Origin of the sequence: Marinobacter sp. SS13-12 (genome assembly GCF_030227115.1) — a bacterium.
Classification (GTDB): Bacteria; Pseudomonadota; Gammaproteobacteria; order Pseudomonadales; family Oleiphilaceae; genus Marinobacter.
This window is the reverse complement of the sequence record NZ_JASSUA010000001.1, coordinates 1,200,670-1,216,658: the sequence shown is the minus strand read 5'-3', so window position 1 is coordinate 1,216,658 and position 15,989 is coordinate 1,200,670. Positions and strand designations below refer to the sequence as shown.

Sequence of the window (15,989 nt, the reverse complement as noted above, 5' to 3'; positions counted from 1 at the left end):
AATCCGACCTACGTTTCTCGGCTCTACTCCCTGTAGGTCGGATTAGGCGAAGCCGTAATCCGACAATCTCCGAAGACCTTTCACCCCCTCAAAAGGTGATTCAACGCACTCCGCAACTTCAACGGCTTCACCGGTTTGTTCATCAACACATACCCCAGCTCACGAATGTGCTGTTTCAACTCATTGGTATAGTTGGCGGTAATCATCACCACCGGCGCGGGGCAATGCCGGCGCCGGTTGATGTTGGCCACCACGTCTACCCCGTTTTCGTCGTTGTCCAGGTGATAATCCGCCAGAATCAGATCCACCTCGCTCGAGGCCGGGTCCAGCTGGCGTTCCAGGTCTTCCAGGGAAACCGCTGCAATCACCTGGCAGTCCCAGCCTTCCAGCAGGGTCTGCATGCCCTGGCAAATGTCGTGGTCGTTATCAATCACCCAGATCCTCGCGCCACCCAGGCCGCTGTTGTGTGAAACCGCCGGGGTTTCATCCTGCACTCGCCTCTTCGGCTGCAGCCGCCCGACTGGAACTTTCACGCTGAACACCGAACCCTTGCCCTCAATGGACGACACCGTCACCTCGTGGCCAAGCATTCGCGAAATCTTGTCGACTATCGCCAGTCCCAGACCAAGCCCCTTGTCCGGCTGCGAGCCGGCCGGGCGGATACGTTTGAACTCCTGGAAAATCTCGGTCAGCTTGTCCTGGGGAATGCCCGGGCCGGTATCCCAAACCTGCAACAGCACATGGTCCGTACGCCGGCGGCAGCCCAGCAGGATCCGGCCTGCTCCGGTGTAACGGATGGCATTGGTGAGGAAGTTGCGGAGAATACGCGCCAGCAGCTGCGAGTCTGACTCCACAACGGCCGATGAGGGCACGAAGTCCAGGGTCAGCCCTTCTGCAAGAGCCATCTGGCGAAACTCCCGTGCAATGTTGTTGAGCAGGTCCCGCAGGTCAAAGGCCATTATGTCCGGTTTGATCACGCCGGCATCCAGCTTGGAGATATCCACCAGGGTGCCCAGCAGGTTCTCCACGTCGTCGAGGGAGGTACTGACCGACCGCACCAGCCCTTCCGCCTTGGGGCCAAAGGAGTGCTCCAGCAAGGCACTGGTAAACAGGCGGGCGGCGTTCAGGGGTTGCAGCAGGTCGTGACTGACCGCTGCCAGGAACTTGGTCTTGGACAGGTTGGCGCGTTCGGCGTCCATCTTGGCATCCCGCAGCCGGGCCTCCACCGCCGCCCGCTCATCGATTTCCTGTCGCAACTGGCTGTTGAGTCCGGTCAACGCTGCCGTACGTTCTTTGACCCGCCGCTCCAGATCATCGTAGGCCTGTTCCAGGGCCAGGGCAGTTTTGCGGCGGTCGGTGATGTCCCGGATCAGTACAAAGAAACCCGTCACCTGCCCTTCGGTGTCTACGTTGGGCACGTAGGCGCGGAGCATGTAGCGGGTCTCTCCGGTGTCGTTGGTTTCCTCGAATTCAAAGTTGACGCTGTTGCCTTTCAGCACTCTCTGGACATGGGGCATAAGACGCCGGTAAAGCTCCGGCTGGTGAACATCCTGCAGATGCTTGCCCAGCGGTGATTCGCCATCACGACCGTACCAGGCTTCGTAGACCTTGTTGCAGAACTGCACCGTCATATCGGCACCGACGTAGGCAATCAGGGCAGGCACATGGTCCGTGACCACGCGTATCCAGCGCTCGCTCTCTTCCAGCGCCTTGATCCGGCGTGCCATTTCGCTGTTCTTGACGTCCGTGATGTCGGAGTAGAGGACAACCAGCCCGCCTTCACGGGTGGGCCTCTCCGTCATCTGCACCCAGCGACCATTGGACAGCAGGAACACCGACCCTTCAGAAGAGGCATTCGCATGCTCCTCTACGACCAGCCCGGAACTGACCGCACGCTCCTTCACTTCAGCGATGGAGGTGCCGGCTGGTGGCACGTCAAGACCAGAGTGTTTCCAGTAACTGCGGAACCGGGTATTGCACTGGATCAGGCGATGCCGGTGATCGAAGAGCACAAAACCGTCAGCGATGCTTTCGATAGCGTCTACCAGGCGCTGACGGGTGGTTTCAGCTTCTTCACGGGCGCGGTTTAGGGCCTTGTTGCTGCCCTTGAGCTCATCCATTGTCTGGTTGAGGGCTTCGGTACGCTCACGCACCTGCTCCGCCAGCACCACCGAGTGCTCGAACACCGCGTAAGGCTCAGGTTTGTGGGCCGAACCGGACTCCACCCGCACGATCAGGGCGTCGCGGATTTTCCGCAGGCGCTCGTTCTCCGACTCCAGTTCCGCAATACGCTGCTCCCTGCCGCTGTCAGGGTCGGCGTCAGTTGTGGCCGTATCCGGCATCAGGCTGCCCAATCACCACCCCCGTAAACGTCTGGTTAATGTGCATGCCGTCGAACTGCTCACCATAGGTGTTGAATCCGATGACTTTATGGTGGCGAAGAAAATCGGACACCTCGTCCGCCACACCGGTGAGCTCCGCTTCCAGACGCCGCAAGAAACAGTCACAGCCGATGGTCACCAGCGGCGGCCCCACGACCCGTTCAGAGGCCTCAATCTGGGTGCGGACACTGTCCAGCAGCGACCCCGGTTCCATGGCCGTCATTACAATGCCGGTTTCCACGGCGCAGTAGAACGTCAGGCTCTGGTCAGCGTTCACCCGCTGCACCGAGCGGACAAAGTAGTGGCCGCCAATCCGGACCCCCATGGGGCGCAGCGCGAAGACCTTACGGTCCAGTTCCTCTACCGTCACGCCCACCGCCCGCGCATAGGCTTCCGCCGCCGGTTCCGCGTTCAACTCATAAACCGTGCGGCTCTTGGCATCGGCATGGGTGACCACCAGCTTCTCGCTTCGGGCCTCCATGTGGTGGGTGGAAAACACCCTGAAATCCAGCGGTGTGTTCACCAGCATCACAGTGGCAGCACCGGTGTGAAACTGGCCATCGAAGAAAACATGGGTGTTGGCCAGGCGTTCGTCGTCACCGGCCGAGCCGCCGAACTGCGGAATGGTGCCCAGGGCGGCATTGAGGGTTGCCAACACCAGTTCTTCACGGCTGGACAAACCATCCAGCAGGGTGATGGCGAAAGTGTTGCCCTTGATGGGCGCCAGGCGGGCATCCCGGCAGGTGGCCAGCAGGCCGTCGATCACGCTCTGGGCGTCCTGCAGCGTAAAGCGGTCCAGTTCGCTGATCAGCGCGTAGTCGATGGAAAAATATCGGCGATCAAACCCGATGGCAGTAATGCAGCCCCGACCATACCCGTCTGGAGTAATTTCACCGGCAGAGGTGCAACCGCTGATCCGGACTCCGGAAAACACCTGCTCCAGCGCAATACCCAGGCGTTCGAGATCGTATTCAGCAGAACAGAAAAACAGGACACAGCCCAGATTATCGTGGCTGAGTTGGCTGGCAAGGTTGGTAGCGGCCAGCATGGGATCACGTGCGTCGGAACTGGCTACCCTGACCGCAGGCAGGATGGTGGCTGGCTTCATCAATGGGCGCTCCGCAACCGTGTGGCTTTGTACCGATTCTACGGCTTCTGCAAACGGAGCCAATGCGACTTCAGTGCTTTTAATGGGCGCGCCAAAATGATCGTAAGCCATTGATTTAAAAACCTCCCTGATCAATGCCTGCCAGCGCAGCCGGTCTGCAGCAAAGCAAACCGGCACTTTAGTCTTAAGAGCGGCCCCGCACGCCTGGAATCCATGCCGGCGCGCGGGAGGTACCCGCCATCAAAGTACGCTTAGAACGTGATGACAGCACCCAGCGCCAGCGTGTCGAATTCCGCTGCATCAGCACCGGTCGACTTTGTGGTCTGCTCGAACATGTTGTATTCGCCCACCAGCTTGAAGTTGCTGTTCACGTCATGAAATAGCGCAAAGGAGGTGTTCTCGGTCTCAAAATCGCCCTGGTCCGAATCCGTTTCACCATAGGACACCACGAAACGGTTGGCACCCAGAGTGTATGACCCCTGTACCAGGTAGCCATCGGCATCCTCTTCCGACGCAAGGGCCGCATCTGTGATCAACACCGGAACATCCCCCTCGGAGGTAAATCCGGAGGCCGTCAAGGAGAAGCCCGCCACCGATGCTTTGAGTCCGTAGCCAAGGCCCTGGCTGTCCACTTCCGTGGTCGCATTTTCGGAACTCTGATGACGACCGTTGACCCAACCGGTCAACGCCAGGCCGTTGAGATCGGCGGCATAGGTCAGCTCCGCTTCAAACCGGGGTGCTGACTGCTCGGACTGGACACCCGGAGTGGTATTGGCAGGCTCAAAAATACCCGCAGCCACCTTCAGGCCGCCCATATCAGGCGTACGGTAGGTAATCTGGGCCGATGGGTTCGGATACGGGTAGCCCGTGCGGATATTACCGAAAGAAACGCCGGTTGCCGCTCCGGGAGAGCCAAAGCCCATGAGGATCTCGTCGAGGAAGATGTTGGAACGGGCGTACAGACCAAAGTCCTTGCCAATCAGGACCTGGCCAAAGGAGCCATCAACGGTGGCATAAAGCTGGCGCACATCAATGGCAGTATCGGTCGGTGACTGCAGGCTGTCGTTGATCGTGGACCAGAAGGACGACCGGCCACCCAGGGTCAGGTCGCCCATCTCTTTGCTGAAGTTAAAACCGATCGTGTTGGGCAGGAAACCCATCTTGACGTCCGAATTGCGAACATCGTTCAGCTTGTCATCACGGTTGACGTAGAACGCGTTGAAATAGCCATCCACAGAAAAGCTGGTACCGTCTTCGTTGTACACTTCAATCGCTGCATTGGCGCCAGCACTTGCTCCCATGGCAGCTGCCATGGCAAAGGCCAACCCTGACTTTCTGAAATTGTTGTTGTTCATAACTCCCCCGGTTTTTGTTGAATCTGGGTATTGAGCAACGGGTGATAACCCGTGTCTCAGGCGCATTCTCTCGCCTGAATTCAATGGTCGGCGAAGCAGCGGGGGTGGGAAATGCGCCAAGGGGGCAGGTTTTCTGATCTTTTAGGAGGCTGTGAAAACAGAACTTTGGGATTACTACTCGTCAGGAAGGGAAAAGATCGAGCTCTTGCAGGCAGTCTTCAAGGAAGGTTTCAGGGTCTGCCATGACGGCTTCGTCAGCGACAACACCGAACTGGATATGGCCGGCATAACTGACAATGCTGACTCCCAGCCCGATGTCTCCGGCCTGGGGTACCCAGAACATCTGCTCGAGGATACGACAACCGGCCAGATAGCGTTCGTCCCGGGTGCCGGGGACGTTCGACACCACGGTACTTGCCTTGCGGTAAAACAGATCCGCCACTGGCTGGCGCCAGGCTTCGGGGATAACAGAGGCACTGCCGGCAAGCGCCCAGGCCAGCCCCGGCTGCCAGCTTTTCTTGAGCTTGCGGGTTTCATGCTTGATGCGGAATAGCCGCTCCAGCGAACTTTCACCGTCCACCGGCAACGGTACGAAAACAGTGCCGAAGTAATTACCCAGGGTGCCGGGTTCCGGCTTTATGTCCGCTGGCAGGCGGCTGCGAATATCCACCGGCACTGCGGCATGGAGCACCGCCTTATCCGTATCGGTATTGTCAGCAACAAGCCGCTTGCGGACGGCCGAGGCCACGCAACTGAGCAACACATCGTTGATGGTGACACCAGTGACCGTGGCAATATGGCGAAAGCGTTCCAGCGCAACCGGCTGCGACCAGCGGCACTGGCGACGGCCCAGCAGTGCCCGATTCAGGGATGAGTCGGTATCTTCCGGTTCCACCAGGAACTGACTGAGCTCATTCACCAGTTTCAGGCTTCGCCAGGTTGCCCGCTCCAGGGCATTGCGACCGGCTGTACCGCCGTTGCCGGGGATATCCCCTCCCCGTGCCGCATCAGCCTGCGGCGCCTCACTGGCGGTCAGTTCCCGGAACCAGGCGTTGGCAGCCCGGCTCCAACGGCCCATATCTGCCTGCTCCGGCGCTCCGTAGAGCACAGGTGCCTGTTGCGGTGAAGGCGGGCACAGGCGCTCGAAGATGCCAAGCAGGGAGAGTCCGTCGGCATAGCAGTGATGCATGCGCAGCAGCAGCGCGGCGCCGCCCTCGGCATCCGGCAGCAGCCAGAATTTCCACAGTGGACGGTAATCCGGCAAAGGTTGGTTCAGTCGGGCAGATACCCAGTCCTGCAATGACTGATGGCCAAATTCGCCCCGGACCACTTCAAAGTGGTGATGAAGCGAGAACACCGGGTCCTCTTCCCACCACCAGCCTGGTGCGCGGCGCACGGGCATGAAACTGAAACGCTCCCAGGCCATCCAGTAGATGCGCAGAAATTCCCGGAACCGGGCTTCTGTCAGGCCTTCCACCCGCAGCATGACCGTGATGGTCATCGGGTTTTCCGGGCGCTCCAGGGCCAGCCATGCTGAATCCACAGGCAACAGCAGATGCGATTCCTTTTGACTCAAACCTGTCTGTCCCCGGGTAATTGCAGCAAGAAATGGATAGATGACCCCGCATTGTGCCAGACAAGCCCTGATGGCTCCATATAAGGTCCCGCAGCTCGCACTCACAAAAAGTTACACGGTAGTAACCTTTCCCCTCTATACTGGGAATAAGGATTGATGAAATGGTTATGAGGTAGCCGACGTGCCTTTGCGCCCCCTTCGCCAAAAGTCTATTGGCCGCAACTGAGCGTAAACAGTGTAACCAGTGCCAATATATGTAGCAGCAGAAGGCGGTACAACTGAATCACCTGCACCGACAACGATGAATAAAAGGCAAACACCGGGTGCTGGAGGAGAGTAGTCATGAAAGCGAGCCATGTACGCAAACTGATAAAACCGATTGAAAGCGCCTACTCCGAAATGTTCTCGGGGCGCGTCTACCGGGTTGGTACTGGCGCAGTTTCCGTACGCAACCACAGCGGCAAGGCGGAACAGACCGTTATTGGCGTACACGGCTTTCTGGAAAACCACTGCTACTTTACCCAGGCCTACGAGGCACCCACCACCGAGCTGATACTGCTTACCTGCAGCAACTACCACATTCCGGTCAATGGCGTAACACCCGAGTCACCGGACTGGGAAGTGCCCATCAAGTACCTGGATGGCACCATTGAGTACGATGCCTGCATTCTCAACCAGGCGCTGGCAAACCTGCCAGGTACTGATAACATCCGTGTACACGGCCATTCCCGCGGTGGAGCCGTCATTCTAGAGGCTATCAAGCAGTGGCCGGAACTGTTTGAAAATGTAGAAGTCGTACTGGAAGCACCGGTCCTCCCCGATGGCCGGCTTTCCGCCCTGGTGACAGCGGTTCTGGAACCGGTAAGCCACGGCATGTGGCCCTGGCTGATCCGCCTGATCAACAGTGCCCCATCGTCTGCCTATGGCCAGACGTTCTTCGGCAAGATGAATCCACGCAAGAAGCAGCTACTGGGCAAACTGTTCTCCGCCACCAAGGACCACCTGACCATCGTTCGTAACATTGAGGACCTGATGGCCTGGATGGAGCGGACCGATGCCAGTGTCTACGACCGGATTCGCTACGGCACCTTCCTGATCCCCGCCGTGGATCGTATCCTCGATCGCCAGGCCATGCTGGCCAGTGCGCGCCAGAGCCCGACCACCATGCGCATCGTTGAAACCGAGGCCCCCAGCCACTTCATTACCCTCGACAGCAAGGAATGGGTACCCGGATTCGAGACCCTGCCCACCGCCGCCCAGGGCTGAGGTTGCTGCACAAAGGCTTCAGCTCCGCTAAACTGGCGCGCTTCTATCGCAGGTTCAGTGGAGCTACACCCGCATGTATCGTGAGCGCCTTGTCGCCACCAGCGTCCATTCCGACAGCGCCCGCCGCTTGCAGCAACTGTTGCTGGGCTACCATGATTTCCGCCAGCACAAAGCCACCCATCCGCTGCTGGAACACACCTTCCTGATCGCAGACTGGCAGGCGCAGCGGCTGAAAGCCACCCATGAGGACCTCTACCGGCACCCCGGGTATCACACCGGCCTGGAATTCCTGCTGACAGACCTGTACGCACCTGCAGGCATGACCCGCCGCGACGACAATATCGACCGGGTTTTCCCGAAGATGGTGAAGTGGTTGCCAGACAACCTGCTGGATACCTTTGCCGGCCTGGTGGAACTGAACCTGATCACCCAACAACTGGACCTGGAACTGGCCGAACTCTGCCAGCACCAGGGACTCTCCCCCGCCTCCCTCACCAGCAACGACTATTGTCAGGTTTTTCGCAGCAGCCTGCGCATGGAGCAGAGAGAGCGGCAGATAACCCTGGTCGCAGAGGTGGGGCAGCAACTGGATCGCTACGTGCGCAACCGCACCCTCGGCTGGCTGCTGAGCATGAGCCGGGCACCGGCGGAAATGGCAGACCTGAGCGACCTGCACAGTTTCCTCCACCGGGGCTATTCCGCCTTCCGCAAAATGGAGGATGTGGAACGACTGATCGACCGCCTGGTGACACGGGAGAGAAAGGTGATGGACAACATCCTCAAAGGCCACCCGGAACCGTTTGACCTGCCGGGAGACCTTTAAGCACGATAAACCAACTCAGGCTTTCAGAATCTGGTCCAGTTGGGAATGAATTTCCTGCTCGATCCGGGATTTGAACGGCCGCAGCATCAGCCCCAGCTCCAGGTGGATGTGGAGATCGCTGTCGGTAATCTCCAGCTGTCCCTTCACCCCACTGCGTTTAAACCGCAAATGATCCCCTTCCCACTGGTAATTCACATCGAACTGCTTCGACAGATCCTCGGCCAGGGTTTCCGCTGCCTGGCGAGCATGGTCTTTATCGAGGGAATGGGCGCGATGAACATCAATAACAGACATGGATCAGGTTTCTCCGGGAATTAAGGGACGTTTTACAGTGTAAGACGGCATTAAACTTGTAGCCACCCCCGCAGGCGTTAGAATACGGGGTTCAGATTCTGACAGGACCCAGCCATGAGCGAGCAACAACCATCTGCCAACGAGCCGAAGCCGGAGGCCCCGAAAGACGACGTTACCCATTTTGGCTTCCGCGATGTGCCAAAAAGCCAGAAGGCGGGCCAGGTAGCGGAAGTGTTCCACTCGGTGGCCGGCAAGTACGACCTGATGAACGACCTCATGTCCATGGGAATCCACCGCCTCTGGAAGCGCTTCACCATTGAGCTCTCCGGCGTTCGCAAAGGCCATCAGGTGCTGGACATTGCCGGTGGCACCGGCGACCTGACGATGAAATTTTCCGATCTGGTGGGCCCGACCGGCAAGGTCGTACTCGCCGATATCAACGCCTCCATGCTGCAGGTTGGCCGTAGCCGGCTGATGGATCGCGGCTACGCCGGCAACATTGAATACCTCCAGGCGGATGCCGAACACCTGCCGTTCCCGGACAACAGCTTCAATGCTGTGAGCATTGCCTTTGGCCTGCGTAACGTCACCGACAAGGACCAGGCCCTGCGGGACATGACCCGCGTGCTCAAACCCGGCGGCAAGGTGATGGTGCTGGAGTTTTCCAAACCCACTAACCCGCTGCTCAGCAAAGCCTATGATGCCTACTCGTTCAACGCCCTCCCGCTCATGGGCCAGCTGATCGCGGGTGACTCCAGCAGCTATCAGTACCTGGCCGAATCCATCCGCATGCACCCGGACCAGGACACCCTGAAAGCCATGATGGAAGAGGCCGGGCTGGTAAACTGCAAGTACTACAACATGACCGGCGGCGTGGTCGCGCTGCACGTGGGGATCAAGCCCTGATGTTTCCCGGCCCTACCCTGCTGTCCGCTATTACCGCCATCGTCGAGAGCGCCCTCAATCGCGCCCTGGAGCTGGACCCGGCCGGAAAGCAGGCGCTGATGGCCTCGTTAACAGGGCCCGTACAGTTTTCGCTGCAGTCAGTGAACCTCACGCTGGTGCTGCAGCAGGCGGGAGGCAGGGTCCAGGTTGCCAGCCAGCCGGCGGAAATGCCGGCTCTGGTGCTGTCTGGGCGGCCCATGGCCTTTGTCGCCCTCGCTACCGGCGACGACCGGGTATTCACTGAAGGGCGAATTCAGGTGAATGGCGACACCGCCCTGGCACATCAGTTCCAGCGCGCTATCGATCAGCTCAATCCGGACTGGGAAGCGGCCATGGCTGCGCATGTTGGCGATGTGCCGGCGCATTTCATCGGCCAGCGCATTCGCGGCGCCGCAAGCTGGAGCCGGCAGGCGTTCAGGTCCCTGAATGCCAATATCGAGGAATACATCCACGAGGAAAGCCGCAGCTTGCCCGGGCGCCGTGAACTGGAAGCCACCTTCACGGATATCGACCGTCTGAACCTGCAGACCGAGCGCCTGGAAGCCAGGGTCGAGCGGCTGGAACAATCCAATCAAAAAGACCAACCGGAGACGCCGTGACGCGCCTGCAACGCCTGTTCCGCATTGCCTGGGTATTCTGCCGTTACCGGCTGGATATTTTTTTGCCACTGGCGGAACTGCCGCTCCCGCTCAAGCTGTTCTTCCTTCTGGCCCCCTGGCACCTGTTCCCGCAACCAAAGCTCGACAGAGGCGACCGCCTGCGCCTGGCCTTTGAGGAACTGGGGCCGGTGTTCGTCAAGTTCGGCCAGATTCTCTCCACCCGCCGGGACCTGCTGCCGGACGACATGGCGCTCTCGCTCAAGAACCTGCAGGACCGGGTACCGCCTTTCCCTGGTGAGGTGGCCCAGGCTATTATCGAGAAATCCCTTGGTGCTCCGGTGGCGGAGCTGTTTGCACAGTTTTCCAAAGAGCCGATGGCCTCCGCCTCGGTGGCTCAGGTTCATGCCGCCACCCTGCGGGATGGGCGGGAAGTTGTGGTCAAGGTCATCCGCCCGGGCATCGAACGGGTCATTCGCCAGGACCTTGCTCTGCTGTATATGATGGCCGGCCTGCTTGAGCGCTACTGGTCCGAAGGCCGGCGGCTGCACCCGGTGGAAGTGGTGGCGGATTACGACTCCACCATCCACGACGAACTCGACCAGCAGCGGGAAGCCGCCAATGCCAGTCAGTTGCGCCGCAATTTCGAGAATTCGTCGCTGATTTACATTCCCTCCATCGACTGGGACTACACGCGCAAGTCGGTGCTGGTAATGGAGCGCATCCACGGCATCCCCATCGCGGATATTCCGGCCCTCAAGGAAGCCGGCGTGGACCTGAAAGTGCTGGCGGAAAAAGGCGTCGAAATTTTCTTCACCCAGGTCTTTCGCGACAGTTTCTTCCACGCCGATATGCACCCGGGCAATATTTTTGTGGATGTGAGCAACCCGGCGGACCCGAAATACATTGCTATCGATTTCGGCATTGTCGGCACCCTCGCCCCGGATGACCAGAGTTACCTGGCCCGCAACCTGCTGGCATTCTTCCGCCGTGACTACCGCCAGGTGGCGGAGCTGCACATCCAATCTGGCTGGGTACCGCCGGATACCCGGGTCAACGAATTCGAGGCTGCCATACGTACCGTCTGCGAGCCCATTTTTGAAAAGCCGCTTAAGGATATTTCCTTTGGCCATTTCCTGTTACGGCTGTTCCAGACGGCCCGACGCTTCAATATGGAGGTGCAGCCCCAACTGGTGCTGTTGCAGAAAACCCTGCTCAATGTGGAAGGCCTGGGTCGTCAGCTCTATCCGGACCTGGACCTGTGGAGCACAGCGCAACCTTTCCTGGAAACCTGGATGCGCAAGCGAATTGGCCCTTCCGGACTGATCAAGTCCCTGCAGTCCCACCTGCCGGCCTGGCTGGAGCAGTCGCCCGAGATGCCGCAACTGGTCCACGATGCCCTGGTACAACTGCGCAATTCGGGCTCCAACGACCAGTCCAGCCGCGCTACACTGGAACTCATTCGTAAAAACCGTGCCCGTGCGGACCGGCGCTGGCGCAGAGGGCTGGGGGCAGCGGCTCTGGCTGGCGTGGCCTGGCTGAGTGTCGACCATGACCTTGCCACCATCGCCCAGACCATGCCGGCCCACGGCTGGGCACTGCTGGCCGGCGCTACCTGGCTTATTGTTGGCGGCAGACGAAAAAACTGATGGAAGTCATATAAATGCAAGATTCAAAAGCTACAGTCGAGACACCTGACTGGTTAGACGAAATCCGCTGGAACGCGGATGGACTGGTGCCCGCCATCGCCCAGGATGCCACCACTGGCGATATTCTGATGATGGCCTGGATGAACCCCGAGTCTCTCAGGCTGACGGCTGAGGAAGGCCAGGCGGTGTACTGGTCCAGGTCACGGGGGAAATTGTGGCGCAAAGGGGAAACCTCAGGCCACCAACAGGTGATTGCAGAAATCCGCCTGGACTGCGATGAAGACGTGATTCTGCTCAAAGTCGAGCAGAAGGGTGGAATCGCCTGCCATACCGGTCGTCGCAGCTGCTTCTACCGCAGACTGGAAAACGGCAAATGGGCAGGCGTAGACCCGGTGCTCCGTGACCCGGACGCAATATATGGCAACAAGCAGGGAGATAGCAGCAATGAGTGACGTTCTGGAACAACTGGCCCAGGTGTTGGAGGCGCGCAAGGAAGCCGACCCCGAAACCTCCTACGTTGCCAGCCTGCACCACAAGGGACTCAACAAAATCCTGGAGAAGGTCGGGGAAGAATGCACCGAGACGCTGCTCGCTGCCAAGGATGCGGAACAGTCCGGCGATACCCGGGACGTGGTCTATGAAACCGCCGACCTCTGGTTCCACAGCATGGTGATGCTGTCGCGGCTCGGGCTGGGCCCAAAGGATGTCCTTGACGAACTTGCCAGCCGCTTTGACCTGTCAGGCCTGGAAGAGAAAGCCTCCCGGAGCCAATAACCGGGCCACTACCCGGGATAGTACTGGTAATACCTCTGAAGAGGATTTCCGGATGCCCCCCGATGTGGCGTACAATCATCTGTAACAGAAACATTGAAACGAGGGTCCCGGCATGGGCATCAGTATCTGGCAACTCCTAATCGTACTCGGCATTGTTATTCTTTTGTTCGGAACCAAAAAGCTCCGCAACATCGGTAGCGATCTGGGCGGCGCCATTCGTGGTTTCAAGAAATCCATGAGCGATGAAGACAAAAAGGACGCAGACCCGGACGCCATCGAAGGCGAGAATGCCGACGCCAAGCCCTATGAGGCCAGCGCCGAAGAAAAGCCACGGGACAAGTCCCACAGCTGAGACGGCTGAATGTTTGATATTGGCTTTGTCGAGCTGCTGATCTGCGGCATCATCGCGTTACTGGTTCTCGGCCCCGAGCGGTTGCCCACGGCAGCCCGGGCGGCCGGGCGCTGGATTGGCGGTGCCCGGCGCATGGTCAGTCAGTTTTCCTCGGAGCTTGACCGCCAGCTCAAGGCGGAGGAGTTGCGGGAAGAGCTGCGCAAGGCCGGCGACATCGGCCTGGACGATGTCCAGAAGTCCGTTCGCGGCGCCCTGGATGAAGCCAAGAAGTACGAACACATGGTCCTTTCGGACGACGAGAAACCCGGGCACCGGCCCGCCCCCGCCACCCGGCGGGTTGCGGAACCCGCAGAACCAGAAATCCAGCAGAGCGAAGAAATCCCGAAACAGGAAGACACCCCGAAACAACAGGACAGCACGCCGGAAAACCGTTCATGACCACCCAGCCTGACGGCAAAAACACCCAAGGTTCCGACGAAGCACAACCGGAAATGCCGCTGATCGAGCATTTACTGGAGCTGCGCAATCGCCTGCTGAAAATGGTGCTGGCGGTGATCATCTGTTTCGCCGCTATCTATCCGTTCGCCAATGAACTCTACCTGCTGATATCCCAGCCGTTACGGGACCTGCTTCCGGTCGGTCAGACCATGATCGCAACGGACATCACATCGCCTTTCTTCGCACCGCTGAAGCTCGCCCTGGTACTGGCGGTTTTCGTGGCCATACCGGTGATTCTCTATCAGCTCTGGAGTTTTATCGCACCGGGACTTTATGCCCATGAAAAGAAACTGGCGTTTCCACTGCTATTCACCTCGGTGATCCTGTTTTACCTGGGCGCGGCGTTTGCCTACTTTGTCGTGTTTCCCCTGGTGTTCGGCTTCTTCACCGCCATTGGCCCAGAAGGCATTGTTGAATTGCCGGATATCACCAGTTACCTGAATTTCGTGCTGAAAATGTTCTTTGCCTTCGGCATTGCCTTCGAGATACCCATTGCCACCATCCTGCTGATTCTTACCGGCGCCACCACCCCTGAAGATCTTGCTGAAAAGCGGCCGTACATTGTGGTGGGCTGTTTTGTGATCGGCATGCTGCTGACCCCGCCGGACATCATCTCCCAGACTCTGCTGGCCGTACCCATGTGGCTGCTGTTCGAGCTGGGCATTCTGTTCGGTCGCCTGGCCAGGCGCGAAGTGAAAGACCAGGACGCCACGGAAGTCTCTGGCGAATGAACCTGGCGTTACTGTTCGGGGAAGACTTTGTCTCCGCTGAGCAAGCAGTGCTGACCGGGCGCCGGCTGGCGCATCTGAAGTCGGTACTGAAGGTTGCCGAAGGGACTCTGGTGCCGGTGGGCCTGGTGAATGGCGATATCGGCACCGGCCGCGTTCTGCAGCTCACCGACAGCCAGGCAACTCTACAGGTGGAACTGACTGAACCACCGCCCTCGCCACTGCCCCTTACAATGGTTCTGGCGATGCCACGGCCGAAAATGTTCCGCCGGGTACTGCAGACCTGCGCCACCCTGGGGGTCAAGGACATCTGGCTGATCAACAGTTACAAAGTTGAGAAAAGCTTCTGGCAGACACCCTGGCTGTCAGAGGAAAATCTGCGGGAGAACATGGTGCTTGGCCTGGAGCAGGCGCGGGATACTCTGATGCCCCGGGTTCACATCCGTAAGCTGTTCAAGCCGTTCGTGGAAGATGAGCTGCCGGCGCTGCTGAAAAACACCCACGCGCTGGTTGCCCATCCCGGCACCGGCACGCCCTGCCCGGTTCATATCAATGCGCCGGCTACCCTATGCATCGGCCCCGAAGGGGGCTTCATTCCCTACGAAGTGGAAAAGCTGGTTGAGGCTGGCTGCGAAGCGGTTCACCTGGGCAGGCGCATTCTGAAAGTGGAAACGGCGGTGCCGGTATTGGTCAGCCGCCTGTTCGATGCCTGCAGCTAACTCAGTCCGAACGACCCTTCCAGAACTTCATAACAGGCGTGATCACCACCACCAGCACAGCGCCCACCACAACACCGAACAGTCCATCAGCAATGACAGGCACTATGGCCTGGGCATACCCACCAAAGCCCTCGGCAAAGCGATGAATGGCCTCATACACCGGAGGCAACCCGTGGGTCAGAATGCCACCGCCCACCAGAAACATGGCTATGGTGCCTAATACAGACAGGGTTTTCATCATCCACGGCGCCAGCCAGAGGATACCCTCTCCCACCCGCTGAGCAACCAGGCTTTCTTTTTTGCTCAGGTGCAGGCCACCATCATCCAGTTTCACAATACCCGCCACCAAGCCATAGACGCCGACGGTTACTATCACCGCCACCACCGTCAGCACCAGAAACTGTGTGCCGAAAGCCTGGGTACTGACAGTGCCAAGGGTGATCGCAATAATTTCAGCGGAAAGAATAAAGTCTGTACGAATCGCACCTTTGATCTTGTCTTTTTCAACAGACCTCAGGTCTGCACCAGGATCTTTCAGGGCTTCGTGCAGTTCTGCCTTGTGTTTCTCAACCTCCTGCTTGTGCAGGAATCGGTGGACGAGCTTCTCAAAGCCCTCAAAGCAGAGGAAGGCCCCGCCCAACATCAACAGGGGGATGACCAGCCAGGGCACAAAGAAACTGATGGCCAGCGCCCCGGGGACCAGGATGGCTTTGTTGATCATGGAACCCTTGGCCACTGCCCAGACCACGGGCAGTTCCCGGGCAGGCTTCACACCGGTGACCTGCTGGGCATTGAGGGCAAGGTCATCGCCCAGTACGCCGGCGGTTTTCTTGGTGGCGGCCTTGGTCATCAACGCAACGTCATCCAGAACTGTCGCGATGTCATCAATCAGTACGAGAAGACTGCTGCCAGCCATAGTTCATTC

The 15,989-nt window shown here is 58.9% G+C and carries 17 protein-coding genes; 11 read left to right on the top strand and 6 right to left on the bottom strand.

Annotated features, from left to right (window positions below; all coding sequences use genetic code 11):
- Positions 1–80: 80 nt before the first annotated feature.
- The 4 genes from QPL94_RS05555 to QPL94_RS05540 all read right to left on the bottom strand — a co-directional run bounded on the left by QPL94_RS05555 (position 81) and on the right by QPL94_RS05540 (position 6,420).
- On the bottom strand, positions 81–2,342 hold the full coding sequence (locus tag QPL94_RS05555) for a hybrid sensor histidine kinase/response regulator (RefSeq protein WP_285357848.1): 2,262 nt from the start codon (positions 2,340–2,342) through the stop codon (positions 81–83).
- Positions 2,320–3,489, bottom strand: a complete 1,170-nt coding sequence (gene nosP, locus QPL94_RS05550) for a nitric oxide-sensing protein NosP (protein WP_285357846.1) — start codon at positions 3,487–3,489, stop codon at positions 2,320–2,322. Before nosP ends, QPL94_RS05555 begins: the two co-directional genes overlap by 23 nt.
- A 251-nt stretch (positions 3,490–3,740) precedes the next feature.
- Positions 3,741–4,844 carry a porin gene (locus QPL94_RS05545; RefSeq protein WP_285356068.1) on the bottom strand — a complete coding sequence of 368 codons (1,104 nt, stop codon included), beginning with the start codon at positions 4,842–4,844 and terminating at the stop codon, positions 3,741–3,743.
- A gap of 181 nt (positions 4,845–5,025) precedes the next feature.
- A complete protein-coding gene (locus QPL94_RS05540; RefSeq protein WP_285356066.1) occupies positions 5,026–6,420 on the bottom strand; it encodes a WS/DGAT domain-containing protein in 1,395 nt (464 codons plus the stop codon).
- 342 nt (positions 6,421–6,762) lie between these two features.
- On the opposite strand from QPL94_RS05540, the gene QPL94_RS05535 reads away from it, so the two are divergent.
- Positions 6,763–7,686 (top strand): alpha/beta hydrolase, encoded by a 924-nt coding sequence (locus QPL94_RS05535; RefSeq protein ID WP_285356064.1) that lies wholly within the window; start codon positions 6,763–6,765, stop codon positions 7,684–7,686.
- Between the two features lie 73 nt (positions 7,687–7,759).
- Positions 7,760–8,509, top strand: coding sequence for a DUF8198 family protein (locus QPL94_RS05530; RefSeq protein ID WP_285356062.1), 750 nt, complete (start codon positions 7,760–7,762; stop codon positions 8,507–8,509).
- A gap of 15 nt (positions 8,510–8,524) precedes the next feature.
- Here the strand turns inward: QPL94_RS05530 and QPL94_RS05525 are convergent, their stop codons facing one another.
- The gene (locus QPL94_RS05525) at positions 8,525–8,803 is read right to left on the bottom strand and encodes a polyhydroxyalkanoic acid system family protein (RefSeq protein WP_285356061.1); all 279 of its coding nucleotides are present in this window, start codon (positions 8,801–8,803) and stop codon (positions 8,525–8,527) included.
- A gap of 114 nt (positions 8,804–8,917) precedes the next feature.
- On the opposite strand from QPL94_RS05525, the gene ubiE reads away from it, so the two are divergent.
- From ubiE to QPL94_RS05480, 9 genes are all read left to right on the top strand, one after another.
- On the top strand, positions 8,918–9,709 hold the full coding sequence (gene ubiE / locus QPL94_RS05520) for a bifunctional demethylmenaquinone methyltransferase/2-methoxy-6-polyprenyl-1,4-benzoquinol methylase UbiE (RefSeq protein WP_285356059.1): 792 nt from the start codon (positions 8,918–8,920) through the stop codon (positions 9,707–9,709).
- On the top strand, positions 9,709–10,347 hold the full coding sequence (locus QPL94_RS05515) for a ubiquinone biosynthesis accessory factor UbiJ (RefSeq protein WP_285356057.1): 639 nt from the start codon (positions 9,709–9,711) through the stop codon (positions 10,345–10,347). The genes ubiE and QPL94_RS05515 overlap by 1 nt, the downstream gene beginning before the upstream one ends.
- Complete coding sequence (gene ubiB / locus QPL94_RS05510; RefSeq protein ID WP_285356055.1) at positions 10,344–11,993, top strand: ubiquinone biosynthesis regulatory protein kinase UbiB; 1,650 nt, start codon at positions 10,344–10,346, stop codon at positions 11,991–11,993. Before QPL94_RS05515 ends, ubiB begins: the two co-directional genes overlap by 4 nt.
- A 14-nt stretch (positions 11,994–12,007) precedes the next feature.
- Positions 12,008–12,445 carry a phosphoribosyl-AMP cyclohydrolase gene (gene hisI / locus QPL94_RS05505; RefSeq protein WP_285356054.1) on the top strand — a complete coding sequence of 146 codons (438 nt, stop codon included), beginning with the start codon at positions 12,008–12,010 and terminating at the stop codon, positions 12,443–12,445.
- Positions 12,438–12,767 (top strand): phosphoribosyl-ATP diphosphatase, encoded by a 330-nt coding sequence (locus tag QPL94_RS05500; protein ID WP_285356052.1) that lies wholly within the window; start codon positions 12,438–12,440, stop codon positions 12,765–12,767. Before hisI ends, QPL94_RS05500 begins: the two co-directional genes overlap by 8 nt.
- 112 nt (positions 12,768–12,879) lie before the next feature.
- On the top strand, positions 12,880–13,119 hold the full coding sequence (gene tatA / locus QPL94_RS05495) for a twin-arginine translocase TatA/TatE family subunit (protein WP_137435970.1): 240 nt from the start codon (positions 12,880–12,882) through the stop codon (positions 13,117–13,119).
- A 9-nt stretch (positions 13,120–13,128) separates the two neighbouring features.
- A complete protein-coding gene (gene tatB / locus QPL94_RS05490) occupies positions 13,129–13,557 on the top strand; it encodes a Sec-independent protein translocase protein TatB (protein ID WP_285356050.1) in 429 nt (142 codons plus the stop codon).
- The gene (gene tatC / locus QPL94_RS05485; protein ID WP_285356049.1) at positions 13,554–14,348 is read left to right on the top strand and encodes a twin-arginine translocase subunit TatC; all 795 of its coding nucleotides are present in this window, start codon (positions 13,554–13,556) and stop codon (positions 14,346–14,348) included. The genes tatB and tatC overlap by 4 nt, the downstream gene beginning before the upstream one ends.
- A complete protein-coding gene (locus tag QPL94_RS05480; protein WP_285356048.1) occupies positions 14,345–15,064 on the top strand; it encodes a 16S rRNA (uracil(1498)-N(3))-methyltransferase in 720 nt (239 codons plus the stop codon). The genes tatC and QPL94_RS05480 overlap by 4 nt, the downstream gene beginning before the upstream one ends.
- 1 nt (position 15,065) lies before the next feature.
- Here the strand turns inward: QPL94_RS05480 and QPL94_RS05475 are convergent, their stop codons facing one another.
- Positions 15,066–15,980: a DUF808 domain-containing protein gene (locus QPL94_RS05475; RefSeq protein WP_285356046.1), complete on the bottom strand. Its 915-nt coding sequence runs from the start codon at positions 15,978–15,980 to the stop codon at positions 15,066–15,068.
- Positions 15,981–15,989: the final 9 nt, after the last annotated feature.